The 25,584-nt window shown below is 42.0% G+C and carries 26 protein-coding genes and 10 tRNA genes; 7 read left to right on the top strand and 29 right to left on the bottom strand.

Translation table 11 applies throughout. The features are described 5' to 3' along the window. Positions 1-12: 12 nt before the first annotated feature. Positions 13-393 carry a globin domain-containing protein gene (locus GQY27_RS12220; protein ID WP_160034709.1) on the bottom strand — a complete coding sequence of 127 codons (381 nt, stop codon included), beginning with the start codon at positions 391-393 and terminating at the stop codon, positions 13-15. A gap of 443 nt (positions 394-836) precedes the next feature. Here GQY27_RS12220 and spoVV point away from each other — a divergent pair, with 443 nt between their 5' ends. Together spoVV and GQY27_RS12210 are read left to right on the top strand one after the other, a co-directional pair. Then, entirely contained in the window at positions 837-2,057 is a 1,221-nt protein-coding gene (spoVV, locus tag GQY27_RS12215) for a dipicolinic acid transporter SpoVV (protein WP_160034707.1), read from the top strand. An 80-nt stretch (positions 2,058-2,137) separates the two neighbouring features. Next, a complete protein-coding gene (locus GQY27_RS12210) occupies positions 2,138-2,944 on the top strand; it encodes an NAD kinase (protein ID WP_160034704.1) in 807 nt (268 codons plus the stop codon). A 24-nt stretch (positions 2,945-2,968) separates the two neighbouring features. Here GQY27_RS12210 and GQY27_RS12205 read toward each other — a convergent pair whose 3' ends face one another. Both GQY27_RS12205 and lipA read right to left on the bottom strand, forming a co-directional pair. Further along, positions 2,969-3,484, bottom strand: a complete 516-nt coding sequence (locus GQY27_RS12205; protein WP_160034701.1) for a YutD family protein — start codon at positions 3,482-3,484, stop codon at positions 2,969-2,971. 60 nt (positions 3,485-3,544) lie between these two features. Further along, positions 3,545-4,432 carry a lipoyl synthase gene (gene lipA / locus GQY27_RS12200; RefSeq protein WP_160034698.1) on the bottom strand — a complete coding sequence of 296 codons (888 nt, stop codon included), beginning with the start codon at positions 4,430-4,432 and terminating at the stop codon, positions 3,545-3,547. A gap of 237 nt (positions 4,433-4,669) precedes the next feature. Between lipA and GQY27_RS12195 the strand changes: the two genes are divergently transcribed. Beyond that, on the top strand, positions 4,670-5,704 hold the full coding sequence (locus GQY27_RS12195; RefSeq protein WP_160034964.1) for a M23 family metallopeptidase: 1,035 nt from the start codon (positions 4,670-4,672) through the stop codon (positions 5,702-5,704). Between the two features lie 112 nt (positions 5,705-5,816). Here the strand turns inward: GQY27_RS12195 and yunB are convergent, their stop codons facing one another. From yunB to zwf (GQY27_RS12175), 4 genes are all read right to left on the bottom strand, one after another. After that, positions 5,817-6,662, bottom strand: a complete 846-nt coding sequence (gene yunB, locus GQY27_RS12190) for a sporulation protein YunB (RefSeq protein ID WP_160034695.1) — start codon at positions 6,660-6,662, stop codon at positions 5,817-5,819. 175 nt (positions 6,663-6,837) lie between these two features. Beyond that, complete coding sequence (fsa, locus tag GQY27_RS12185; protein ID WP_160034692.1) at positions 6,838-7,503, bottom strand: fructose-6-phosphate aldolase; 666 nt, start codon at positions 7,501-7,503, stop codon at positions 6,838-6,840. A 115-nt stretch (positions 7,504-7,618) separates the two neighbouring features. Beyond that, positions 7,619-8,512, bottom strand: a complete 894-nt coding sequence (gene gnd / locus GQY27_RS12180; RefSeq protein WP_160034690.1) for a phosphogluconate dehydrogenase (NAD(+)-dependent, decarboxylating) — start codon at positions 8,510-8,512, stop codon at positions 7,619-7,621. A gap of 102 nt (positions 8,513-8,614) precedes the next feature. Beyond that, positions 8,615-10,069 carry a glucose-6-phosphate dehydrogenase gene (gene zwf / locus GQY27_RS12175; protein WP_160034688.1) on the bottom strand — a complete coding sequence of 485 codons (1,455 nt, stop codon included), beginning with the start codon at positions 10,067-10,069 and terminating at the stop codon, positions 8,615-8,617. Positions 10,070-10,441: 372 nt separating this feature from the next. On the opposite strand from zwf (GQY27_RS12175), the gene GQY27_RS12170 reads away from it, so the two are divergent. Beyond that, positions 10,442-10,753, top strand: coding sequence for a winged helix-turn-helix transcriptional regulator (locus GQY27_RS12170; RefSeq protein WP_160034962.1), 312 nt, complete (start codon positions 10,442-10,444; stop codon positions 10,751-10,753). A 186-nt stretch (positions 10,754-10,939) separates the two neighbouring features. On the opposite strand, the gene GQY27_RS12165 is transcribed toward GQY27_RS12170, so the two are convergent. The 3 genes from GQY27_RS12165 to GQY27_RS12155 all read right to left on the bottom strand — a co-directional run bounded on the left by GQY27_RS12165 (position 10,940) and on the right by GQY27_RS12155 (position 13,603). Further along, positions 10,940-11,824, bottom strand: a complete 885-nt coding sequence (locus GQY27_RS12165; protein ID WP_160034685.1) for a DUF1002 domain-containing protein — start codon at positions 11,822-11,824, stop codon at positions 10,940-10,942. 278 nt (positions 11,825-12,102) lie between these two features. Then, positions 12,103-12,888 (bottom strand): TrmH family RNA methyltransferase, encoded by a 786-nt coding sequence (locus tag GQY27_RS12160; protein WP_160034682.1) that lies wholly within the window; start codon positions 12,886-12,888, stop codon positions 12,103-12,105. A 43-nt stretch (positions 12,889-12,931) separates the two neighbouring features. After that, positions 12,932-13,603 carry a potassium channel family protein gene (locus tag GQY27_RS12155; RefSeq protein ID WP_160034960.1) on the bottom strand — a complete coding sequence of 224 codons (672 nt, stop codon included), beginning with the start codon at positions 13,601-13,603 and terminating at the stop codon, positions 12,932-12,934. Between the two features lie 121 nt (positions 13,604-13,724). Here GQY27_RS12155 and sspI point away from each other — a divergent pair, with 121 nt between their 5' ends. Next, complete coding sequence (sspI, locus tag GQY27_RS12150; RefSeq protein ID WP_160034680.1) at positions 13,725-13,958, top strand: small acid-soluble spore protein SspI; 234 nt, start codon at positions 13,725-13,727, stop codon at positions 13,956-13,958. 115 nt (positions 13,959-14,073) lie between these two features. Here sspI and GQY27_RS12145 read toward each other — a convergent pair whose 3' ends face one another. Beyond that, the gene (locus tag GQY27_RS12145; RefSeq protein ID WP_160034677.1) at positions 14,074-15,657 is read right to left on the bottom strand and encodes a peptide chain release factor 3; all 1,584 of its coding nucleotides are present in this window, start codon (positions 15,655-15,657) and stop codon (positions 14,074-14,076) included. A gap of 356 nt (positions 15,658-16,013) precedes the next feature. Between GQY27_RS12145 and GQY27_RS12140 the strand changes: the two genes are divergently transcribed. Further along, positions 16,014-16,886, top strand: coding sequence for an SDR family oxidoreductase (locus GQY27_RS12140; protein ID WP_160034674.1), 873 nt, complete (start codon positions 16,014-16,016; stop codon positions 16,884-16,886). Between the two features lie 116 nt (positions 16,887-17,002). Here GQY27_RS12140 and zwf (GQY27_RS12135) read toward each other — a convergent pair whose 3' ends face one another. Continuing rightward, positions 17,003-18,559: a glucose-6-phosphate dehydrogenase gene (zwf, locus tag GQY27_RS12135; RefSeq protein WP_160034672.1), complete on the bottom strand. Its 1,557-nt coding sequence runs from the start codon at positions 18,557-18,559 to the stop codon at positions 17,003-17,005. Positions 18,560-18,903: 344 nt separating this feature from the next. Here zwf (GQY27_RS12135) and GQY27_RS12130 point away from each other — a divergent pair, with 344 nt between their 5' ends. Next, positions 18,904-19,272: a hypothetical protein gene (locus GQY27_RS12130; protein WP_160034669.1), complete on the top strand. Its 369-nt coding sequence runs from the start codon at positions 18,904-18,906 to the stop codon at positions 19,270-19,272. A 104-nt stretch (positions 19,273-19,376) separates the two neighbouring features. Here the strand turns inward: GQY27_RS12130 and GQY27_RS12125 are convergent, their stop codons facing one another. The 17 genes from GQY27_RS12125 to GQY27_RS12045 form a co-directional block, all read right to left on the bottom strand. After that, positions 19,377-20,021 carry a response regulator transcription factor gene (locus GQY27_RS12125; protein WP_160034958.1) on the bottom strand — a complete coding sequence of 215 codons (645 nt, stop codon included), beginning with the start codon at positions 20,019-20,021 and terminating at the stop codon, positions 19,377-19,379. A 4-nt stretch (positions 20,022-20,025) separates the two neighbouring features. Beyond that, positions 20,026-21,093, bottom strand: a complete 1,068-nt coding sequence (locus tag GQY27_RS12120; protein ID WP_160034666.1) for a sensor histidine kinase — start codon at positions 21,091-21,093, stop codon at positions 20,026-20,028. Positions 21,094-21,120: 27 nt separating this feature from the next. Further along, on the bottom strand, positions 21,121-21,768 hold the full coding sequence (gene liaF, locus GQY27_RS12115; RefSeq protein WP_160034663.1) for a cell wall-active antibiotics response protein LiaF: 648 nt from the start codon (positions 21,766-21,768) through the stop codon (positions 21,121-21,123). Positions 21,769-21,988: 220 nt separating this feature from the next. After that, on the bottom strand, positions 21,989-22,687 hold the full coding sequence (locus GQY27_RS12110) for a PspA/IM30 family protein (protein WP_160034660.1): 699 nt from the start codon (positions 22,685-22,687) through the stop codon (positions 21,989-21,991). 1 nt (position 22,688) lies between these two features. After that, the gene (locus GQY27_RS12105) at positions 22,689-23,138 is read right to left on the bottom strand and encodes a PspC domain-containing protein (RefSeq protein WP_160034658.1); all 450 of its coding nucleotides are present in this window, start codon (positions 23,136-23,138) and stop codon (positions 22,689-22,691) included. Positions 23,139-23,144: 6 nt separating this feature from the next. Further along, on the bottom strand, positions 23,145-23,816 hold the full coding sequence (locus GQY27_RS12100) for a PspA/IM30 family protein (RefSeq protein ID WP_160034655.1): 672 nt from the start codon (positions 23,814-23,816) through the stop codon (positions 23,145-23,147). 35 nt (positions 23,817-23,851) lie between these two features. Beyond that, on the bottom strand, positions 23,852-24,166 hold the full coding sequence (locus GQY27_RS12095; protein ID WP_160034653.1) for a LiaF transmembrane domain-containing protein: 315 nt from the start codon (positions 24,164-24,166) through the stop codon (positions 23,852-23,854). A 368-nt stretch (positions 24,167-24,534) separates the two neighbouring features. Beyond that, positions 24,535-24,614: transfer RNA gene (locus GQY27_RS12090), tRNA-Leu, on the bottom strand. Between the two features lie 96 nt (positions 24,615-24,710). Further along, positions 24,711-24,796, bottom strand: a tRNA-Leu gene (locus GQY27_RS12085). Between the two features lie 11 nt (positions 24,797-24,807). Then, positions 24,808-24,881: transfer RNA gene (locus GQY27_RS12080), tRNA-Cys, on the bottom strand. An 8-nt stretch (positions 24,882-24,889) separates the two neighbouring features. Next, positions 24,890-24,964, bottom strand: a tRNA-Gly gene (locus tag GQY27_RS12075). A 7-nt stretch (positions 24,965-24,971) separates the two neighbouring features. Next, positions 24,972-25,046: transfer RNA gene (locus tag GQY27_RS12070), tRNA-Gln, on the bottom strand. A gap of 19 nt (positions 25,047-25,065) precedes the next feature. After that, positions 25,066-25,141, bottom strand: a tRNA-His gene (locus GQY27_RS12065). Positions 25,142-25,181: 40 nt separating this feature from the next. Then, positions 25,182-25,255, bottom strand: a tRNA-Trp gene (locus tag GQY27_RS12060). Positions 25,256-25,261: 6 nt separating this feature from the next. Continuing rightward, positions 25,262-25,347: transfer RNA gene (locus tag GQY27_RS12055), tRNA-Tyr, on the bottom strand. 9 nt (positions 25,348-25,356) lie between these two features. Next, positions 25,357-25,432: transfer RNA gene (locus tag GQY27_RS12050), tRNA-Thr, on the bottom strand. 11 nt (positions 25,433-25,443) lie between these two features. Continuing rightward, positions 25,444-25,519: transfer RNA gene (locus GQY27_RS12045), tRNA-Phe, on the bottom strand. Positions 25,520-25,584: the final 65 nt, after the last annotated feature.

The following is a 25,584-nucleotide window of genomic DNA, read 5'->3' as shown; positions in this document are numbered from 1 at the left end:
TTTCTTCATCATTTAGGAGGGCGTATTAATAAAATGATAGGCCGGACCAGATAATCGCTGAATGGTAAATTCGGCAACCGTCTCCGGTATATCCATTTCTTTTAAAGCTTCATACATACAAGATAACCAAGCCTGAGCCCGCTCTTCGGTAACAGGAAAAGGTAAGTGTCTTGCTCTCATCATCGGATGCCCATTTGCATCAGAATACAGAGAAGGACCTCCGAAAAATTGACTTAAGAACATATACTGTTTCTCCATAACTGGAGTAATGTCCTCTGGAAAAAGCGGAGATAACAATTCATTTTTTTGTACTTTCGGATAAAAAGCCTCTACAAGTGCTTTTACACCCTCAGCGCCTCCCAAGTTCTCATAAAGCGTTTTGTTCGGATCCATTCCTCTCGCCTTCTTTCTCATGCTAAAGTTCATGCTCTAGTATAACAAAAAAAGACAAGAGCTCCTATCTATCTAGGACTCTTGTCTCATAACAGCTGTTCTTGCCTTAGGTATATATTTCAGTTGATCCTTAATAACTCCGCCAGTCTTCTTCACCGGGATGGATATGCGCTTCCCGCATTACATATACAATAGCGCAGACGAGTATCCCTGCAATTACTCCCATCACGACATCACTCCATCCTTTAGATAATAGAAACCAGGCATATCAAAAGAGGACTTTAGATCTATTCACTAATTACTATTTATATTAGCATACATTTCCTTAAATTACAGTAAATTTGCAAACGCTTTCTATTTTTTTTGTCCTGTTTGTCCACCTTGGCTCATATAGTATTCATAACCAGCGAACAGCTTTTAGAAAAAGGGGCGAACCATGGCATATGAAGCGTCTAGCCTTACCACTTTTGATTACCTTCGGTCTACTCAGTATATGCATGTTAATGGTGATCTATCCTTTATCCGTATGGGAGTCCGGCGTTCGAGGTCTTTCCATTTGGTGGGAGGTTCTCTTCCCTTCTCTCTTTCCCTTTTTTGTCATATCGGAGCTGCTTCTTGGACTTGGCATCGTCCACTTCATGGGCACTCTTCTTCACCCATTTATGAGACCCGTATTTCGAATTCCAGGAACAGGCGGTTTTGTTGCCGCGATCAGCTATGCTTCGGGATACCCTGTTGGAGCTAAACTAACAGCTAAGTTATGGGAACAAAAACAAATCACACGAGAAGAAGGAGAACGGCTCGTTGCTTTTACTACCACATCTGACCCTATATTCCTCATCGGGGCAGTTTCTGTTGGTTTTTTTCACATGCCTGCTCTGGCAGCGGTTCTAGCTATTGCTCATTATGGATCTGGACTTATTGTTGGTCTTCTCATGCGGTTTCATGGTCTCAAAGATTCTTCGGAGCTCAATACGGAAGCTTTACCTAAGGAAGCTAACCGTCTGAAGCATGCATTTCATGCAATGCACCAAGCTCGTGAGAGCGATGGACGTTCTCTTGGACAACTTGTGCAGCAAGCAATCCGTTCTTCTTTACAGCTGATGACCGTAGTCGGCGGACTTGTCGTATTTTTTTCAGTCATTCTCGAATTATTTACGGAAGCTGGACTGATGAATGGGATGTACCGCTGGCTTGAACAAGTTCTCTTATTCCTTGGATTGCCTACTGAATTATCTCAGTCACTTGTTGGAGGATTGTTTGAAGTTACCCTCGGTGCTCGGTATGCCGGAACTTTAGAGGGGGTCCCCCTCATCTATAAAGCTGCTGCGGCTGCCTCTATTCTTTCTTGGGGAGGGTTATCGGTTCATGCTCAGGTCGTAAGCATCCTGAACTCTACACCGCTACGTTATTTACCGTTTATGTTTGCAAGAGCGGTTCATGCGATCCTTGCAGCCGTAATTGTATTCTTGTGCTGGAACCCAATAATGAAGACGGTAGATACGTTAAATGGGTCTGATCCTTCCGACTCTGCTTCTCTCCTTACGGGGATCCATCTGCTTCCATCACAATTAGCAATTACTGTGATTTTAATTGGCGGATTAATGATGATAACCACTGTCTATGTATGGATTAAACAGCTCACTGCAAAATTTCAAGATTAAAGGAAATGTGTTGCAGCGATTGTTTTCTGTCCTGAAATTGGATATCATCAAGTTATACTTATTACAAAGGAGCTTTCATCTTGAGATATTATGTTCAGGACAGAGGAGACTCTTTATCTATGGATTTGGCCGAGCAATTCCACCGCCTCGCTGAAGAGCAGGGATTTATACTTGATGCCAAATCTCCAGAGATCGTTGTTTCTATTGGCGGCGATGGCACCATGCTACAAGCTTTTCATACGTTTATAGATCAAATCCCGGATATTGCTTTTGTTGGTGTTCATACAGGTCATCTTGGTTTTTATGCAGACTGGAAAGCGGATGAGCTTCATGAGCTGATCAAACTTATGAGTAACGGTCTAGATACGAGTCAGCAGTTGCAGCCACGTATTGTGGAGTATCCTTTAGTTGATTTGGAGATCCACCGAAAATCAGGAGTTACCTCTATGGTTGCACTTAATGAGTTTACCCTCAAGGGTGTCGATGGAACAGTTGTAGCTCAAGTCGATATTAATGATATTACTTTTGAGATGTTTCGTGGTGACGGCATTTGCGTATCCACTCCCTCCGGCAGCACAGCTTACAACAAAGCACTTGGCGGAGCAATGATTCACCCCACGATTGAAGCGATGCAAATTGCTGAGATTGCCTCCATTAATAACCGAGTCTACCGTACGCTGGGATCGCCTATCGTACTGCCCAAGCATCATCATTGCGATATTTTCTCCAGAAAATCCCAAAGACTGCTGCTTACAATTGATCACGTCAATATGACAATTGATGATCTTATATCTGTAAGGTGCCAGGTTTCCAGACAGAAAGTTAGTTTTGCAAGATATCGTCCTTATCCATTTTGGGATCGAGTTCGTACAGCCTTTCTGGATTAAGCTGCAGCAAAAAGCGGTTCCTGCTCAGGAACCGCTTTTTGCTGTAACTTCTTCTTTTGTCTTGTTCTCATTAGAGAGCTTGCGCTCTCTAGGTTCTTTATGTTCTTTATGTTCTTTATGCTCTTTAGGTTCTTTTGGTTCTTTTGGCTCTTTAGGCTCTTTCGGTTCTTTAAGCTCATTAGGTTCTTTAAGCTCTTTTGCCTCTTTTGGTTGGGATTCCTTAGGCTCCTTAGATTCTTTCTCTTTTGAATCCTTAGGTTCTTTTTGCTCTTTTTGCTTATGAAGTACAAAATAGGCACAACCAAAATTACAATATTCGTTAATATAATCAACCATACCCGTAATCGAAGTATCTTTATTCGCCTTCGGATGGTTCTCTCGGTAAAATCCTTTAAGTCTCAGTTGATTATAGCCCCAATCCCCAATAATATAATCGTATCGTTCAAGGACATCGCTATACCGATCACGAAAGGCTTCCGGATTCCAACCGTTTCTATAGTCCTGCAAGACTTCATAAGTTTTGCCGCTGATCTGAATCAAAACCGTCTTCCTTCCCTTCTATCCGAACCGCCTTCTTCTTCATGCAAAGGCTTACTCCTACTATACTACATTATTTGCATTCGCGGCAGACTTTACTTGTTCATGTGCATGATATGAACTTCTAACCATAGGTCCTGATTCAACATGACTGAATCCTCGGGCCAAGCCTTCTTTTTTTAGTTCCGCGAATTCTTCAGGTGTTACATACCTTTTTACATATAAATGCTTGTCCGAAGGTTGTAGATATTGCCCAATCGTCATAATATTACAATCGACTGCTCTCAAATCGTCCATTGTCTGAAGGATTTCATCCCACTCTTCCCCAAGCCCCAGCATAATACTTGACTTTGTTGGAATATCTGGATTCATTTCTTTTGATCTTTTGAGTAATTCAAGAGAACGTTCATACTTAGCTTTGGCACGAACCTGATCAGACAGGCGTTCTACCGTTTCAATATTATGATTAAGTATATCAGGTTTTGCATCCATGACGATTTGCAGTGCCTCTTTATTCCCTAGAAAATCAGGAATGAGTACCTCAACACTACATAAAGGCAGTTTTCTGCGTATCGCTTTGATGGTTTCGGCAAAAATGGAAGCCCCTCCATCGGTTAGGTCATCCCTCGCTACACTCGTCACTACACAATGTTGTAAATTCATCTGTTCTGCTGCTTCAGCAACACGTTCCGGCTCCTCTAAATCAAGCTCAGTAGGCAGCCCCGTATTTACTGCACAGAATCGGCAGGCTCTTGTACAAATATCTCCAAGAATCATAAAAGTTGCTGTACGATTTGCCCAGCACTCATAAATATTAGGACAACGTGCTTCTTCGCAGACCGTATGAAGGGTTTTTGAACGCATCATTGTTTTAATTTCTTGATACGGTTCACCTGCGGTTAGTTTTATCTTAATCCACTCTGGTTTAGGTTCTTTCACTTTGCTCCCCAAGGAAGTACCCTCTTTTCTATATAGAGATGTATTAAACTATCGCACGGACACATTATAACATGATTTTTATGGAAATAACCTCCATTTCTAATCATTTCTTCTTTACGCTTCCGATTCTTTTTTTCATTTCAAGGCATAAAAACAAGAGTGTTGTGTGAACCTAAACATAACTTTGAGCGAAAACGAAGAAAGGAGGCGTATCTGTTGTTACGGTTGTACAAAAAACATAACTTGCGAATGCTTTGTCTGAAAGTCACACTCACTCTCTCTTTCTTTGCCTCACTTGCACCAGCTGATGCTTTGGCTCAGGAGAAACCAGTAACTCCCCCAAGCGCTCAAGATACTTATAGAGAACGCAAGGCATTATATGACCAAATTAGCGTTGTGAGCGGCGTTCCTTGGTACTATCTTGCAGCGATCGATCAGTATGAGCGAACGATGACAAAAGCACATCCGAAGGACCGCGCACATGAAGAGCGGTTAACAGGTATCTTTTTTGAATCCAGCCGATGGGCAGGAATTTTAAATCCAGATCAGCAGGATAAGAATCCTATGTCCATTGCCCTCTTTGGTGGAATTGGACTCGATGGAACGGGTGACCAGAAAGCAGACCCACAGAATAATGTGGATGTACTTTATACGATGTCTCGTGTTGCTTCAAAATATGGGATATCCGCAGACGATATCGGTATCTCTCTCTGGCACTATTACCAGAACACAAGAGCGGTACAAAGAATACAGCAATTCGCCAGAATCTATAAGCATTTTGATACGCTTGAGCTTTCGGAGCATGCATTCCCTTTACCTTTAGGTACCGTGTACTCTTACCGAAGCACCTGGGGAACAAGCCGCAGCTGGGGTGGACGGAGAATTCATGAAGGAACCGACCTTTTTGCCCATCATGGCTTGACGGTCCGAAGTACTTGTTATGGAATAATTGAAATTAAAGGCTGGAATCCATTTGGAGGATGGCGCGTGGGGATTAGGGACCTAGACAACCACTATCACTACTATGCGCATTTATCTGGCTTTGAGAAGGGTATCCACGTAGGCAGTATTGTGACTCCAGGACAAACCATTGGATGGGTAGGAAGCTCCGGTTATGGTAAGCCAGGGACACAAGGTAAATTCCCTCCTCATCTGCATTATGGTATTTACCGGGATACAGGGCTTACTGAATGGTCTTTTGATCCCTATCCATCCCTGCATCGCTGGGAGAATGAAGAACGTAAAGCTATACAAGCCAAAACGAAAAAGAAAATTTCACCTTAATTATAAAGTGACTTGTTACGTAAGCATCCTCTGGAAAACAGACGATTCTTGTACAAGTCACTTTCTTTTTTTACGATCTTTTTTTACGATTAAAAGGATTTAACTTTCTCACTTACTCATTACCACTCGGTAAAAGAGGTTCCGGCTCTTCCAGATAGAGCTGACTATTCCCCTCGTTCTTGGGGACGGTGCTGCTTGCATCGGGGGTTGTGACTCCCGTGCTCGGTGTTGCAGCTGATGGTAAAGAAGGAAGCGCTAAGCTGGGTGCACTTGCTCCATTATCTCCTACAGGACGTCCTTGATTATCGTAATAATACATAGGCACATCTCCAACAACAAGTAAGTAGGAAATCGGCAACTCCGTGTCTACAATTTCAGGTTCCATATCCAGCGGAACTACAACAGCCACCTCAGCAATGATGTGAATGTATACCTCAACCAAAATCATATTAATTCCCGCATTTTGCTGTCTTGTGCTAAGATCTACTTTTACCGCGCCTTGTGGTTCAATTCGAATGGGCACCTTAGGACCAAAAGAGGACAAGATCGTACTTCCCAGCGCTTGCCCGAGTGGAATGTGATCTCTGAATGACTCCATATCTTGTAGTGTAGTTTGAACAATGGATAATGCATTTGACGTAATTCTCATGTGCTCATCGTAATTCAACATAAAACCACTAATCTTTCCCTTGGTATCCGTTTTCCACTCAATGAGATCATCAGACGGTTTGCCATCTGCAATTTGACTCGTTATGGCTTTGTTAATCGCTTCTGTCGCCAGCTGCTTCACCCTGATTTTAGCTAAATGCATAATCGGAGGCTTCAGATTCCGCTCTATGTATGCAGCAGATTGCACCGTCAAAATCACAATCACAAGCATAAAGATCAGTAACCACTTTTTCCAGTGTCCCCCTGTTTTTTGATGCTGATTTCTCCACCTGGATCTTCTGAATGCCATGCACGCATTCCTCCCTTGAGAGAGGTTTCTTCTTTTAATCTATGCAGCCTGACCATAAAAAAGAAGCAAGCCTGATGGTCTGTGTTATCGTATACAAAAAAGTATTAAAAAAAAAGAGAACTCCCGTAGGAATTCTCTTCTTATCCACCTTGAATCATATTAAACAAATTTCAAGTTATTTCATTGGTGGTTTAGCATCTTGAGGAACGGACTCCCAATCTTTAAGGAAACGCTCAATTCCACTATCTGTAAGTGGATGTTTCCAAAGGGTTGGCACCAGTGTACCTGGGATTGTTGCAATATGCGCACCCGCAAGAGCAGCATCCTCTACATGTTTAATGTTACGGATACTTGCTGCAATGATTTCAGCAGGAAGATGATACGTATCCAAGATCTGACGCAGATCACGGATAAGTTGCATTCCATCCACTGAGATATCATCCAAACGTCCAACAAATGGACTGATGAATGTTGCACCCGCTTTTGCTGCCATGAGACCTTGAGCTGCTGAGAAGACCAATGTAACATTGGTTTTAATTCCTTTTTTGCTCAGTTCATTCGTCGCATAAAGACCATCCTCAGTCATTGGCAATTTAATAACCACATTCGGTGCCCAAGTTGCGATTTCTTCTGCTTCTTTCAACATGTCTTCTGCTTTTGTACCAATAACTTCAGCACTGACAGGACCTTCTACAAAAGAAGTAATTTCTTTGATCACGTCTTTAAAAACGCGACCTTCTTTAGCAATTAGAGAAGGATTCGTCGTTACGCCATCTACCAGACCCAGACGATGAATTCTTTTAATTTGTTCAACATTCCCAGTATCTAAGAAAAATTTCATAATGACATGCCCTCCATAGTTTTACTTAATAGGTGATCATTTTAATAGATATAAATATATGCCAATATTTATATATAAACATTGGCATATATTTTAAACACATTTTAACATTTTATTATTTTTTCTCTACAGCATGTCCGCCAAATTCATTCCGAAGTGCCGCTACCACTTTTCCTGTAAACGTATCATTCTCAAGGGAACGGTAACGCATAAGAAGCGAAAGTGCGATAACTGGAGTAGCTGCTTGTAGATCAAATGCCGTTTCAACCGTCCATTTACCTTCACCAGAAGAGTGCATAACCCCGCGAATTTCATCCAGGTTTGAATCTTTAGAGAAGGCACGCTCTGTAAGTTCCATCAGCCAAGAGCGAATAACCGAACCGTTGTTCCATACGCGTGCTACTTTTTCGTAGTCAAAATCAAAGTCACTTTTCTCGAGTACTTCAAATCCTTCACCAATCGATGCCATCATACCGTACTCAATTCCGTTGTGAACCATTTTCAGAAAATGTCCGCTGCCGGCTTTACCCGCATATAGATAACCATTCTCTACGGCTGTGTCTTTAAATAGTGGTTCAACGATATTCCATGCTTCTTCGTCTCCGCCAATCATGTAACATGCACCATTACGTGCACCTTCCATGCCGCCAGAAGTACCTACGTCCATGAAATGGATGCCATGTTCTTTCAACTGCTCATAACGACGAATGGATTCTTTGTAATGAGAGTTACCTGCTTCAATAACAATGTCACCTTTGGACAATATTGGGATCAAATCATTAATTACTCCATCAACTACAGAGTGCGGTACCATAATCCATAGGATTCTTGGTGATTCCATGGAGTCTGCCATTTCTTTGTAAGAAGAAACGCCTGTTGCACCGTATTCTTTCATCTCTGAAACTGCTTTTTCATTCAAATCATAAGCAACCACTTCATGCTTATGGTCGATCAGATTTCTACCAAGATTCAGTCCCATTTTACCTAAACCAATTAATCCTATTTTCATGTCCAAGTGCCTCCTAAATTATGCTCAATCTAAAATGTAGTGAAACTGTATATGTCATCAGCTTAAATCAGCTGGATAACGCGTAAGATCAGCTATTCAATGTTAATGCCACTCGTTACCATCTTGAGCAAGAAGTTCTTCCGCAGCTTTCGGACCTTCTGTACCTGCTTCATAATAATGAAGTGGTACTTCATTTGCTGTAAATGCATCTAGAATAGGCTGTACCCACTTCCAGGACAATTCTACTTCATCCCAATGTGCAAAGAAGGTTGCATCTCCGCGTAAAGCATCAAAGATAAGATTCTCGTAAGCTTCTGGAACATTATCGTAAGATGAACTATAGCTGAGTTCCATCGGTTCAATCGTATCGTGGTGCATTGGACTTTTTGCATTCAATTGGATGCGGATTCCTTCTTTTGGACCAATATCAATAATGAGCAAATTGGCACCTAGATTTTCATCGACAGGAATTCCCGTGTTAAGCGGTCGTTTAAACTCAACAATAATCCGTGTGGATTTTTCACTAAGACGCTTACCTGTGCGAATATAGAAAGGAACTTCATTCCAGAACGGATCATCAAGAAATACACGTGCAGCAAAGTACGTATCATTCTGAGAAGAGGCCTCAACACCAGGTTCGTCCACATATGCCACCACAGGTTTACCTTGCAGCTCTCCTGCTCGATATTGTGCGCGGACAATGTTCTCATTCAGTTTTTCCTGTAAGAGAGGGATGAGTGCCTCTGCTGTGCTTTTCTTTTTAAAACGAATCTCTTCTGGAGAAGATTTCTTCGGTAGATGCAAAGCAATCATCATAAGCAACTGCAACATATGATTCTGGAACATATCACGTACTGCACCGCTCTGGTCATAATACGCCGCTCTTTCCTCTACTCCTACCGTTTCACTTGCTGTAATTTGAATGTTGGATACATAGTGGTTACCCCATAGAGCTTGAATAACAGGGTTAGTCGCACTAAAGACTTCCATATTCTGAACCATAGGTTTACCAAGGAAGTGGTCAATCCGGTAGATTTCATTTTCTGCAAACGTATTGCTGAGTTTCTCATTCAGACGGCGTGCTGAACTTAGGTCATGCCCAAAAGGTTTCTCAATAATCAAACGTTTCCAGCCTTTTCCTGATCCCAGACCGCTTTCTTTAATGTTTTCAGCGATGGGTTCAAAGAACTCCGGTGCTACGGACAAATAGAACATCCGATTCTGCGGAATGCTCAGTTCTTGTTCACGGCGTTCCACAACCTCAAGCAGTTTCTTGTAATCTTCTACGTTTTTATTATTTAGTGACGTATAACGAAATGCACCTAAAAAATCGCGAACCTTAGCTGCATCTTCTGGCGACCGGCGAGAGAATGTATGTAATGATTCCTCTACTCGGGCTTGAAAATCAACATCGGATACTTCTCTTCTTCCCAGACCGATGACTGAAAATGCTTTTGGCATCTTCTCATCTACATATAAATTGTAAAGTGCCGGATATATTTTTCTTTTGGCTAGATCGCCTGTAGCCCCGAACAGGACAAATGTCATTGCTTCCATGCGTATTGCCTCCTGATATTTACTCTATAGTGTGCGACATTAGCATGCGAAGAACGTTACGTGCACCTTCTGTCTATACATAACATCGAAAGTAGAATGCTGAATCATCAACTTTCTCTTTTTATTAGGTTATTAAATGTAACCAGTTAAGATTATGTAACCATAATACACCCTTCCGACAACATTCGTCAATAAAAAATGTCCAATCTGTGAACATTGATTTTATTCTGTTATGGCAACGTTTCCTATGCTATCCTATTAAATATACTAATAAATCGTTTGAAAAAAGTGTGATATAGTCCATTGAATTTCACAGTTACTTATAGTAAACAATCCTACGTGAAGGGGGCTTTTACAATGGACCAAGAATCCATGTCAAGTTACTTGAAGATGTGTGAAAAAGTGACCCAGTCCTACCAGATCATTGGACGAAAATGGGTTGCACCCATTATTCACACCTTGATGGAAGAACCAAAGCGATTCAGTGAAATACATGCCCTAATTCCCGATTTAAGTAAGCGAGTACTCGTAGAACGAATGAAAGAACTAGAAGAAGAAGGAATTATTCTCCGAAATGTAATTGCAGATCGACCCGTACGCACGGAATACTCCTTAACTCGAAAGGGAACCGAACTTGCCCGAGCACTTAATGCAGTTGGACGCTGGGCTAAAGAATGGTTATAAACGCATGAAAAATATTTGAATCAATAAAACAGACCTACACAAGAACCTCCCAATCCCATGTGAATGAGAAAATTGGAAGGTTTTTGTTATTTGTTAAGGATGATTTCACCTAAAATTCCACAAAAAAAGAACCGAAGCTGCGTAAAATGAGATTAGATCATTTTTACGTACTTCGGCATTTTATAATTAGGATGAGAACCAACCTTTTATTGCATCAATAAGTCCCACGAAGAAATTTTTAATGCTGGCGATAATTCCTTGTCCTGTGTCTGATTCAATGAAATCAGTAAACTGCTGCTTCGCTTGATCTAACTGTTCCCCTACGGCATTCCAGTTAATATTGGCATCTTTCATGTTCATGAAGAGGTCGACAAGTCCATTTAATTGAGCCTCTGGTATCGCAATATTCAGGTTGTTAGCTGTATCTTCCACTAAGGACTGCATTGCTTCTCTTGTCTGAGGCTGTTTTTCTGCAAGCTGCTCTTTAATATTCGTCATCAGGGTCGTTGTTTCTTCCGCTCCAATGGAATCAGAGAGTTTTGCCGTTTTGACAATTTCCTCATTTGCTACTTGTTTTTGTTCTTCCGGTATTTTAGTATCTGTCGTTGTTTCATAAGCTTTTATGATTCCTGTAAGTGCCGCGGTTCCTGATACGTCAAATGGAGCTGTAATCATCACGTGTGCATCTTTCACTCCAGCTGTAATCATCGCATTCAGGTACATATCACTCGTTACCCAGTTAATATGATTCGTAGTTACCGATAGTCCGCTGCCTGCCTTACCAATCACAATCTTGGCAGAACTAAGTGCTCTCGTGCCAATTTGTGCTTTCGATAAATAATTTCCCAGATATTTATGTTCCTCTTTGTTAGTAACCGTTAACTCAGTAGCGCCACTTGGTGCTTCCAAATCAGCCAACACTTTTACTTTTTGATCATTCGTTAAATCTTCTCCTAGAATGATAATTACATCACCCTCGGCTGCGTCGGCATAAGCTGCTATCGGACTATATACAGCTACAATGAGAAGCGCCGACAGCACAAGAGCTGTCCATTTACGCAGAATGTTCATTTTAACTCTCCTTTTTAACGTAAATCATCAGTTTTTTCTTTCCTCTAAAATATAGCAGAGCTCTTTTCTCTCTAGCTCAGCCTCCATAGTATACCATGGTTGTCCTTCGCTCTGCCTTAAGATGCTTCCTGCTTGTAATAAAAGACGTATTCTCTGTCAAAAAAGTTCCAAAATAAATATAGACCTAAGCTCTTTGATTTCATGATTTTAGACAAAAAGAAAAACTATCCAGAGCATGAGTTGCTCAAGGATAGTCGATATTAACTAGCTTTCATTTGTTAGTAATGGCGCTGACGCATTGCTTCAAACAAAAGTACCGTCGCTGCCATCGCCGCATTGAGTGACTCTGCCTGTCCCTTGCTTGGGATAATCACAGCATCATCAACAAGCTCGTTTACTTCTTCCGATACACCGCTTCCCTCATTACCAATCACGATCCAGCGTGAACCTTTGAAATCATACGAGTAACAGGAGTGTTCTGCTGCAAGTGAAGTGCTCACAAGAGTTACACCTGCTTCTTTTGCCTCGGGAAGGATTACACGAAGATCAGCTTCTACAACCGGAAGGTGAAAAAACGATCCCATCGTTGACCTGATGGTCTTCGGATTATACACATCCGCGCTTCCGCGTCCTAGAATAACACCATCGGCCCCCGCAGCGTCTGCACTGCGAATAATCGTGCCCACATTTCCAGGATCCTGGAGCCGGTCCAGCACAATAACGAGACTATCCGGTTTACGGAGTAATTCATCCGCTTGCTTAGTATCTTTACGAATAACAGCAAACACCGCTTGCGGTGTCACCGTATCTGTACATTTAGCAATAACAGCAGCCGATACCCCAATCCATTCTACACCCGCTGTACCTTCATACCTGCTAAGTTCACCCGGGATACCTTTATCCATATCATATGCAATACATTCGATCTCAGCTTGATGCAGAAGCGCCTCCTGGACGAGATGTATGCCTTCAATAATGTATTTTCCTTGTCTCGTTCGATGCTTCTTCTCGAGAAGCTGAGCCCAATCCTTAACACGAGGATTGTTAACAGAAGCAATTTCCATGTTTAGTTCCCTTCTTTATGTCTTTCACTAGTTCATTTATTTCTTATTTCGAATAAGACAACTCCATCTTACTGAGGTTATCTTTATGACCTACAATGATAAGAACATCATTTTGAAGTATGCTGTCTTCCGCATACGGAGAAATGTTCATCTGTGTCCCTCGCCGAATAGCGATCACGTTGCAACCGTAGCGTGCACGAATATCAAGCTGTTTTAAATTTTGCCCTACCATATTTGAAGATGCTTTCATTTCAAGAATGCTATAATCATCCGATAGTTCAATGTAATCTAGAATATTAGGAGATGCCAGATGGTGAGCAACCCGCATGCCCATATCTCTTTCTGGATAAACGACTTTATCTGCACCGATTTTTTCGAGCACCTTGCCATGTAGCTCTGTTTTCGCTTTAACAACCAGTGTAGTAATCCCCATATCCTTAAGAATCAGCGTCGTCAGAATGCTGGCCTGAATATCTTCCCCGATAGAGACAACTACTACGTCAAAATTACGTATACCAAGCGCCCTGAGTGCCTCTTCATCTGTAGAATCTGCGGAAACCGCGTGGGTTACTACATTCGATATTTCCTGAGTTCTTTGCTCATCCCGATCAATGGCGAGCACATCGAAACCCATATCGCTAAGAACGTTTGCGACACTGGATCCGAAACGGCCCATACCGATGACGGCATATTGCTTCTTAGCCATAATATGGATACCTCCTGCGGTGCTATCATCCTACGTAGTATACCACAATGTCTGAAAAACTTGAATGTAAGCAAGAAGTGCGGGGAACAGTATAGATGCAGGAAAAGACTGAATTTGGAGGGACAAGCGAATGCCAATCGTAATGGATTTGCGCCAAGCTATTGTTCACAAGGTGCACGGTAAGACTGATCAAGAGCTTAAGGAAATGATTGAAGGTTCCATTGACGGTCCCGAAGCAGCATTACCGGGGCTTGGCTCTATTTTTGAAATGATCTGGAAACAACTCTCCGCCGAGAAACGGGATGAACTTGTCAAAGTTGCGCAAGCACATTTAAAGACGGTAAAACCCGTACCACTAACCTAGGATCCTTATCTGTTTCTTTTACTGTAAAAAAAAGAAATCCCCCGGCCCATATTCATGGGACGGAGGATTTTTTTATTATATCGTCGATTCCCTGCTCTTCTAACGAATTAGCTGCTTAAGGCGCCATTTCAAGGAATTGAGCAGTCGGATTTTTATCAATTGCTGTTCTCATCGCGTATTCATTTTCAAATAGGACAACATAATTGTCTTTCTTATCCTTAACAAGTACAGAGTTAATCCGGAACTTACTTGGATCAATTTTCTCATCAATAATCCAGCGAGCAAACTGATACGGCATACGTTGTAACTGTACATCTACCCCATACTCTGCTTTCATCCGATGTTCAAATACTTCGAATTGCAGTTGTCCAACTACGCCAAGAATGGTTTCATCGAAGCTTGCTGTACGGAATACCTGGATGGTTCCCTCTTCGGTTAACTGGTCAAGCCCTTTTTGATACTGTTTATGTTTCAAAGCATTCTTAACCGTAACTTTGGAGAAAATCTCAGGAGAGAATGTTGGCAATTCATCAAACACAATATTACCGCCTTGACTTAGCGAGTCTCCAATTCGGAAAATGCCGGGATCAAACAAACCGATAATATCCCCAGGATAAGCTTCCTGAACGATATCTCGATCTTGGGCTAGAAACTGCTGCGGTTGAGACAGCTTGATCTCTTTGCCTGCTCGTACATGGCGTACACTCATTCCGCGTTCGAATTTTCCTGATACAATCCGAAGGAATGCAACACGGTCACGGTGAGCAGGGTTCATATTCGCTTGAATTTTGAATACGTATCCGCTGAATTTCTCATTCGTCGGCTCTACCATACCTTCCGTACTGCGACGTGGTTCAGGTTTAGGTGCAAGTTCAAGGAAGTTCTCTAAGAACGTTTGAACGCCAAAGTTATTTACCGCACTGCCAAAGAATACTGGAGTTAATTCTCCTTTTAATACTTTCTCATAATCAAATGGGTCTCCAGCAACATCCAGCAGCTCTAGATCCTGTTTCAACTGCTCATGCAGGAACTCACCCGCCATCTCACGAATTACCGGATCTTCATAACTGTCTACTTTTTGTACTTGGATGTTGGAGTGGTCATCTCCTTGGAATAATTCAACCTGATTTTTCATCCGATCGTATACTCCGCACAGTTCCCGTCCCATTCCGATTGGCCAGTTCATTGGTACCGAACGAATTCCGAGTACGTTCTCCAGTTCCTCCATCAGATCAAACGGGCTTTGACCTTCACGGTCCAATTTGTTGATGAACGTAAAGATGGGAATCCCACGTTTCGCGCAGACCTGGAACAATTTGATCGTCTGAGCCTCGACCCCTTTAGCCACGTCAATCAGCATGACTGCACTATCGGCTGCAGTAAGCGTACGATAAGTGTCCTCACTGAAATCTTGGTGACCAGGAGTGTCAAGAATGTTAATACGGTGTCCATTATAATCAAACTGCATAACAGAAGACGTTACAGAGATCCCCCGTTGCTTTTCTATTTCCATCCAGTCACTCGTCGCGTGCTTACTAGCCTTACGTGCTTTTACAGTTCCTGCAAGACGAATTGCACCTCCGAATAAAAGGAGCTTTTCCGTTAGTGTCGTTTTCCCGGCATCCGGGTGAGAAATAATCGCAAACGTACGACGTTTGTCGACTTCTTTCTGTATAACTTGTTCTTGTGATTTGCTCATTTTGTTATCCCTCTTACCCTTCAGTAAATTAATATAAATATCAGTATTATCTATTTCATATAGGCTCTTCACGAGAAGGCTATAAGGAGTCCCTCTGCAAGTCTCTATAACATAATAAAAAATGTAGCTGGTTACTCACAAGGGTGCCACCTTCCTTCCGTTACAAAAGCAAATTTTACATTCCTAGAATGATATATCCCACTAAGTCAACTTTCCTATTGTACCACATTCAACTAATATATTTACCTATATTCCTTCCCCATAAATATTAATTTCTTGAAAATATTTTGTTTTAGAACAAATGAGACGGGTAATTTTACGATACAACCTACTAGCTAAATGGAGGATGACAACTTATGAATATCTATGAACAACAAAAAAATGGAACTCCAAAACAAACACAAGCGAGTCAACCTGGCGTAGAATCCCAAATGGATCCTCGTCCCATTCAGCCTCTAGATTACAAAGGCAGTGAAAAATTAAAAGGTAAAGTGGCTCTTATTACAGGTGGAGACAGCGGAATTGGTCGTGCTGTTGCCATAGCTTATGCAAAAGAAGGTGCTCACGTAGCCATTAACTATCTCTCCGATCAAGAGCAAGGTGATGCGGAAGAAACCAAAAAATATATTGAGGCAGAAGGTGTTAAAGCACTGCTTCTTCCCGGCGATGTGTCGGATGAGAACACTTGTAAAGAAATCGTAGATAAAACAGTACAAGAATTCGGTAAACTTGATATCCTCGTCAATAATGCAGCGATTCAGTTCGTAGTGGAAGGAATTGAGAACATTACGAGTGAACAATGGGATAAAACATTTAAAACAAATATCTATTCCGTTTTCTATATGACGAAATATGCGGTACCGCACCTTAAAGAAGGAAGCTCTATAATCAGCACGACTTCCGTTAATCCTTACGTGGGGAACCAAGTATTTATTGACTATACTTCAACCAAAGGAGCCATCGTTGGGTTTACTCGCAGTATGGCCCAAAGTCTTGCTAAGAAAAACATTCGAGTAAACATGGTAGCTCCAGGTCCTATCTGGACTCCGCTCATTCCTTCTACTATGGATGAAGAGATGGTAGAAAGTTTTGGGCAAAATGTACCTATGGGCCGTCCGGGACAACCTGCTGAACATGTAGGAGCTTACGTGTTGCTTGCTTCTGACGAAGGTTCTTATATGACCGGTCAGTGTATCCATGTAAATGGCGGTATGGCTATGTCTTCCTAAACTTTATACGATAAATCTTGCACAAAAACCTTATAAAAATAAGTCTTATACAATAATGAGAAAAAGCAGGCATTCTCCGTAGAGAGTGACCTGCTTTTTCATTATTGTAATGCAAATTAATGATTTTTGATCCACACTACATTATCTTCGTCCTGACCATTCACCGGCCACCAGAAGTATCCATCTTTCGCAAGTAACTCTTCTGTTGCTTTCGGTCCCCAGCTTCCCGCAGGATATTTCTCAATATCGCCTGGATTCTCTGCCCAAGCGGCAGCGATCCGATCCACGAATGACCAGGCTGTCGCTACTTCATCCCAACGAGTAAAGTAAGTAGAATCCCCCTTCGTTGCATCATGAATAAGTCGTTCATAAGCTTCCGGAGAATTAATTCCAATCATACAGCTCTGACAGAAATCCATTGCCAGCGGCTCAATTTGTGAGTCCGTCCCTGGTTTTTTCGCATTAATCTTAATGTAGATTCCTTCCATTGGATTCACACGAATAACGAGCAGGTTAGGTTCGAGCTTATGTTTTTGACCTAAATAGACATTGTTTGGCATTGATTTAAACTCGACTACAATCTCTGTAGTTTTCACAGGAAGACGTTTCCCCGTACGAATATAAAAAGGTACACCCGCCCAGCGGAAATTATCTACAAATACACGGGCTGCAAAATAAGTCTCTGTATTGGAGTTAGGATCCACTTTGTCCTCCTGACGATATCCAGGAAGTTCAGTGCCTCTCACTTCACCTGCTGTGTATTGTCCGCGCACCACATTATTCTTCACATCATCGCTTGTTGCATAAGGGCGAAGTGACCGAAGAACTTTCACCTTCTCATCACGAATATCTTCTGGAAGCAATCGGCTAGGTGGCTCCATAGCAATCATAGTGAGCATTTGTAACATGTGATTCTGTCCCATATCCCGAAGTGCACCTGCGGCGTCATAATATCCTCCGCGCTCTTCTACTCCGACCGTTTCACCAAGTGTGATCTGGATATTCGCAATATGTTTATTATTCCACAAAGGTTCAAAGAACGCATTACCAAAGCGAATAACTTCAATATTTTGCACCATTTCTTTACCCAGATAATGATCTATACGGTAAATCTCTTCCTCGCGGAATACTTCCCGAATTTGTTCATTCAATTTCTCAGCCGAAGCTAGATCGTATCCAAATGGTTTCTCGATGACAAGTCTGTGCCACCCAGCACTCTCTAGAAGTCCGCCCTCTTTTAAGTTATAGGACACACTGCCGAATAGTTCAGGAGCCAAAGCCAGGTAGAACATGCGGTTACCCTGAATATCAAACTTCGTTTCTAGTTCCTCAGTCAGAACACGCAGCTCACGAAAACCATCGACATTATTAATATCAAGCGACTGATACTCAAAGTGTTCTGCAAATGTTAACCATTCTTCATTTTCAATTGAATCACAGGAATAACGGCAGAATTCTTGGATGGATGTATGTACATCAAGTCGGAATTCTTCACGTGTACGCGGGCGACGTGCCAAACCGACAACTGCAAAATCTTGTGCTAATTTCCCTTCGCGGTACAGACTGTAAATGGCTGGAAATAGCTTGCGCCGAGCAAGATCTCCTGTTGCACCAAAAATAAAAAATACGGCACCCGAAGTCTTGAGTGATTCCAATGGTTGATTCGTATTCATGGCCCCTTCTTTCCCCTATATATCATAGATTTTTTAGTATATTAAAATGTGTCTCAAGTGAACTATTGCCTTTTCTACATAAGCAAAAGTCATTTATGTTGAAGACATTTTAGCATAAGTGTTCCTTCGAAAGCTACGAACTTTCTCTGCTAATCTTTTACTTTCAATAAACATTCATCAAACCTTCACTTTGATGCCTTTATTTTAATATTCACCTTGATTGTCGTACTTAATCCTTTTAAGCAGAGTTATTCTCACTCTCTGGTCCATCGTCCAAACCTATTCAACTCTGCAAGAATATAAATATCTCGACTACTATCTTATTTAATGAAGAGGTGTACGAGATGTATCCTGTCAATCCTTTAACTCCAGAGGTACTAAGCCGCCATTGCGGGAAAATGGTTTGTGCGGTAACTAAAGACGGCCGGCGTATTTACGGTAGACTTAAAGCATGTAATAATACACATGTCTTCGTGGCAGATGAGCGTCGTAATCAACAATATCGTCCATGCCGAGCATACAAATCCAGCATTCTTGAGACAAATCCAAACACAGAAACAACAAAGAAGAAAAAGAAACGTAAACCAAACGCAAAGATCAAAGGTTTTAATTCTTACGGCAGATATGGCAATTACGGCTATGGGGGCGGCTGGGGAGCTGGATGGGGCTGGGCTTTAGGTTTAACCGCTCTGGCTTTGTTGTTCCTTATCTAATGTGGATTAAATTGCTCTCTCCTAAGCTCTTTTCAACATGAAAAAGGTACGAATCTCTTTTCTTCCTTCCGAAGATGAGAATCGTACCCTACATATGTGAATATTCATTCTGCTAATCCATTTTTATAAGCATAGATCGCAGCTTGTGTACGATCATCTACATCGAGTTTTGCTAAAATGTTGGTCACATGAAATTTCACAGTCTTGATCCCAATGATTAGCGTATCTGCGATATCTTGATTCGATTTACCCTGAGCGAGCAACCGCAAGACATCCATTTCGCGATCCGTTAAATCTTCATGTGCTTTTATTTGCGCAGGAGGCTGCCTAAAACGATTCATCATTTTGGATGCAACTTGCGATTCCAGTACAGACTGCCCGCGATCTGCTGCTCTAATGGCATCTGCAATTTCTGTAGCACGTGATGTTTTGAGTAAGTAACTAAATGCACCTGCTTCAATAACGGGATACATCTTTTCATCATCTAAATAACTGGTAAGTACAATAACTTTGCAATCGGGCTGTAGTTTTAGCAGTTCTCTAGTGGTTTCGATTCCGTCCATTCCGTCCATCACGAGATCCATTAGTACTACATCAGGTTTGTACTCTTTAGCAAGCCGGAGGCCTTCTTCTCCACTACCTGCTTCTCCGATTACTTCAATTCCTTCTTCGGTATCCAGCACGGCAGCTAGGCCGATCCGTACCATTTCGTGATCATCGACCAAAAGCACTTTGATATTTCTTTCCATCAATTCATCTTCCATAACCTGGCGTTACCTCACTTTCTTCATCCATCACAGGAACGGTAATTTCTATTCTTGTTCCTTTACCCGGTGCTGTAATCCAGAGGATAGACCCTCCAATTTCGTTCACACGTTCCTGCATATTAGAAAGACCATAGGAGGCCTGTTTTTTATCATCTAATTCAAAACCTTCTCCATCATCTCGAATGACAACCTTTACTGCCTTGTCTTTTCGTAATATCCGAATTTCCATCTTTTCTGCTTTTGCATGTCTAAGGGTGTTAGACATCGCTTCCTGAATAATGCGAAAAAGGTGATTCTCCACTCCTTTTACCAAGTGAATATTCTCATCCATCTCAAATAATATTTCCATTGGGACTTTCGCTTGCAGTTCTCTTACCAACTCTCTAAGGCCCTGTTCAAGATGTTTCCCTTCTAAATATACAGGCCGCAAATGAAGCAACAATGCCCTCATCTCGGACTGGGCAACAGCTGACATCTCCTCAATAAGCGCCACTTGTCTCTTCGCACGATTAAAATCTTTATCAAGTGTCCTGCCGACTGCCGTAGCCGTCATCGAGATAGCAAAGAGCTGCTGAGATACCGCATCATGCAGTTCTCGAGCAAGTCGCTGTCTTTCCTCCACGATCGCGGAGATCCGGGCCTTCTCTGCCAGTTGTGCATTATTCGTGGACAAGCGCTGTAAAGAACTCACTTGCTCCTCCCACTTTTTGCTGATACGAGAGAGTTGCTCTCCCAGTCTTCCGATCTCATCACTTCCTAGCTCAGGAACAGCTCTCATTACACTGCCCTTTTCCCACTGCAATAATGTCTCTCGCAGCCTCTCCAATTTCACTTTTGTTCGATAAGCTTGAAGGAATCCGTAGCAAGCACCCACACCTACTAACAATAATACGAGAGTTGCTCCGAACGGAATCCATCGATCCCATGTCGACCAAGGAGTTAAATAGCCATAAGAAGAAAGAATATAGATAATGACAGCTCCCAGCAGTACAGAAAACAGAATGCCCTGTCCCATGCCGCGAGTCACCATGTTTTTTGTCTTTTCGGAATGCATCCGGAACCTCCTCTCTTATAGATAGTATTACGTTAGTTTTACGTCAAGGTCTCCAATTAAATAGGAAATTACAAATTTAACTTTGTATTCACTTCCTGCATATCCAGGAGATTGGTAGACAAGTCTGTTCATTCCACCGCTTTTCTGATCGTTTCCAAACTTTTGTCTACCGAATAGTACAAAGGCTTCAATTTCTACACCGTAATCCTCAGGGATCGACAGGTCAATATCTCCCATCACACCTTGTAAATAAATGACCGTTTCTTTTTCTTCAGGAAGAGCAAGAGAAAGATCCGCATCTACTTCTCCTATAACATGCCATATACTGGTGTTACGAAGAATCCAAGGTGCTTGATCCCATGCATAATTAGACATAAAGTTCTGATGAATTATATATTCTTCACGTGGCTGGACTTTACGTCCTTTCCAATAAAAAATACCGAGTGAAATCAGCATTATCCCAACCACGAGGATAAGATTGTCTAGAATAATGATCGCGGTTCCTGTCCACATCCAAGTTCGACCTTTTTTGGTGTCCCCTGATTTATGTTTGTAATATCCAAAGATCAATAAGAGCAGTGCAACGATAGTAAAGAAACTCAAAAATTTTCCCAGCAACATCATTAAGCCAATCCCTATTGCCAGAACAGCAAACAGCGACTTTCCTCTACTCATTCGTCACACCCCCTTGTTATGGATGAACAGAGTTACCTCTTTTCATCCATGTTATGTATACCTGTTATATGTATCATTAATTTACATGCATAAATTAAAGCTAAGAATAGTATTCCATATAGCAGTTCATGTTTTCAGTAAAAAGGCCATACGAAGGATGAACTCCGTATGGCTTTTCCACGATTCTTAGGATATCATATCCTATGTTGCATTGGATAGTTTATTCTTTTGGAGCTTCAGAAGAGGAAGCTTTTCCATTTAATTTACTTTTCAATGCTTCCAGCTGCTCATTGACTTGGAATTGTTTTTCCTGATCTACAGAATTAGGAGTATATGAGCTGGAGCTGTAAGGTACACGCATTACATCTGCTTCTGCTTCCAGTTGCATGATTTTTTCTTCCATACGGTGGAATCCTAGTGATGCATTGCCGCTCTCAATGGAATGAACACTGTTAATTTGGGACATTTGTTTTCTTGCTTTTGCCATTTGGGCACGGGATACAAGCTCATTACGTTTATTACGCATTTTGTAGAACTCATCTTTCATATCATGCAGTTGTTGTACAAGTTCTTTCGCTTGAGTCTCAGATTCAGCATGCAAATTCTGATATTCAGATACCTTTTGATCGTAGTAAATTTTTTCTTCCAGAAGCTTACGTGCTACTTCTTCTTGACCATTGATCAGTGCAGATTCTGCTTGTGCTTCGCGTTGTCCACCAAGACGCTCTGCTTCTTCCAAACGTTGTTTCATACGGCGCTCGTTAGCCATTTGTTTTGCAACCGTAACCTCTGCTTCACGAATCTCTGCTTCCATGTCTCGAATGTATTGATTGAGCATAACGATTGGATCTTCTACTTTATCAAGAACCTCATTTACCGACGCTTTTGTCATATCTTTAATTCTTTTAAATACTCCCATTTTATAATTCTCCCTTCTCATACCTTGATAGTTTTTTACGAAGTTCTTCATTTTCTTTTTTCAATGCTTTTTTCTCGATATCTTCCATCATGGAGTCCAAATGATCTTCTTTTGGAGCCCCGAATCCTCTATCAAAACGATTGCTGTTATAACGATTATCTCTAGGAGTTCCATAACCTTGTGAGTCAAAGCCCTGAGGGTTAGAGAATCCTCCTCCACCAGGATACCCACCCATTCCAGGTCCTGGAGCATATGGATCATAAGGCGGGAAAGGTTCTTTCGGCACAACTAGTGCAGCAAGAAAGTACAGAAAGATCGGTACACCTGTAAAGAAAGTGACTACAATAAAGATTACCCGCAGCAGAGTTGAATCCATACCCAGCGTCTGAGATAAACCACCAAGTAATCCGGTTACTTTTCTATCACGTCTAGAGCGATATAGCTTACTCATGAATAGTTACTCCTTTCCTCCGTTATCCAGCTTCTTTTTGAGCTTTGCCAGCTCTCTTTCAAGTAAGTCAGATACGGAATGCTGTAATGAATTACGTTCTTGCTCATCTCTTCGAAGATCACGAAGACTTCTTGCTTCATACTCCAGATCTGAGACCCGATCTTCCAGTCTTCCAAACATACCTGGAATTTGAGTGCCTCCCATTTTTCCAGCTCGTTCATTCATTCGCTGCTGGAGCTGGATCGTCTGCATTCGTGCATAGTAATACTGACGTTTGCTATAGACCGTTTGGTATTCAGTCTTTAAGTGATTCAGCTGCTCTTCTAACTCCGTTAAAGCATCTCTGCTCTGTTCATAAAGTCCAATATATTGATTATACTTTTCTTCATATAGCATTTTTTCTTGGAGAGCCAGTTTAGCAAGATGATCTTCTTCTGCTTTGAGTGCAAGCAGTGCTTGCTCTTCTCGTTTATTAATCATAGCTTTGGCGTCATCAACCTGCTGCTTCAATTGTCTTGTATGACGTGAATACTGAGCATGCAGTTTTTCTACCTCACCGATCTCATTTCTTGTATCCATTAGAAACTGGTCGATCATTTTCACTGGATCTTGACTTTGCTCTAAATGTTCGTTAATCGTAGCTGCGGTTATATCCCGCATTCGGCGAAACACACTCATTCTTGTTTACCTCCCTTTTCTCTATTCCTCTTTCTTTAATACCGTTTTAATCCTCTACCTCTTAACATGGATATACCGAAGATGATAAGCCCGATTGCAAGAAGCGGTCCGAGAAGCCATGCAAGTTTACTGAGCAAGCTAAGTACGCCGATAATCAGTATGATGTACCCAAAAAGCGCATTCCCTCTTTTAATACCGTAATATCCGATCGCAATCATAATCACCGGTATTAGGTAGCTCATAATCGTTCCAGAGATAAATCCGAGAAAAGGAATAAATTTACCAAGTAACAATAATGCTCCGATGGCGATCAAAATGATGGCCAAGTTTTTCTCTTTTGTATACCTCATAATTTGTTATCACCGCCTCTTTCGTTTACTACGTGTTTCTTATGTCTTTATTTTAGGTGATTCTTGCGCTTTATAAAACGGACCGGGGACGGTTTTTTATCCTAGACTCAGGTCGGGGATCATCCAAGACCTTCACGACATCTCAAGGTATACCTTGAATAAAACCAACCTCAGATCAATAAACCTCAGATCAATAAACATATCTCCGTTTTATAAAACACCAATAGACCGATTATGCCCTATTACTTTCTTAAGTTCCACATACACCACAAAATCCCACGAATCACAAGCTAATATTTATGAGATCTATGAAAAAACAAAATAAGGGTGATATTACTGAATTCAGTAATATCACCCTTATGGATCTATGCCGGTGAAGGGACTCGAACCCCCACGGTTTCCCTCACGATTTTGAGTCGCGCGCGTCTGCCAATTCCGCCACACCGGCTTATTCTATTATATGTGCCCTAAGAATTTTGAACTCCGGACCTTTGATTCGTAGTCAAATTCTCTATCTAGCTAAGATAGGGCAAAAAAATAAATATGCGGAAGACCAGACTTGAACTGGTACGATAGTCACCTACCGCAGGATTTTAAGTCCTGTGCGTCTGCCGATTCCGCCACTCCCGCTTATAAAAAAATGGAGGCGCCACCCAGATTCGAACTGGGGATAAAGCTTTTGCAGAGCTGTGCCTTACCACTTGGCTATGGCGCCGTATATATTGGAGCGGACGACGGGAATCGAACCCGCGACCCTCGCCTTGGCAAGGCGATGCTCTACCGCTGAGCCACGTCCGCAAATAAATGGCTGGGGATATAGGATTTGAACCTATGCATGACGGAGTCAAAGTCCGTTGCCTTACCGCTTGGCTAATCCCCAGCAGTGATAAAGAATGTAATGGGGCGATCGATGGGACTTGAACCCACGAATGCCGGAGCCACAGACCGGTGCGTTAACCCCTTCGCCACGACCGCCATAATATTATTCTTTATCATGATACTACAATGTTATAATTGGCAGGGGCAGCAGGAATTGAACCCACACCAACGGTTTTGGAGACCGTTGTTCTACCTTTAAACTATGCCCCTAAAAACTGGTGGAGGATGATGGATTCGAACCACCGAACCCGTAAGGGAGCAGATTTACAGTCTGATGCGTTTGGCCACTTCGCTAATCCTCCATATGAAACTGGTGCCGGCGAGAGGACTTGAACCCCCAACCTACTGATTACAAGTCAGTTGCTCTACCAGTTGAGCTACACCGGCTAATTTTTGAATGGTGGCTCGGGACGGAATCGAACCGCCGACACGAGGATTTTCAGTCCTCTGCTCTACCGACTGAGCTACCGAGCCTTATTCAGAGTAAAAATGGCGGAACTGACGGGATTCGAACCCGCGATCTCCTGCGTGACAGGCAG

Source organism: Paenibacillus sp. An7 (genome assembly GCF_009870785.1).
GTDB lineage: Bacteria > Bacillota > Bacilli > Paenibacillales > Paenibacillaceae > Paenibacillus.
This window is presented reverse-complemented; position numbering and strand designations above follow the sequence as displayed.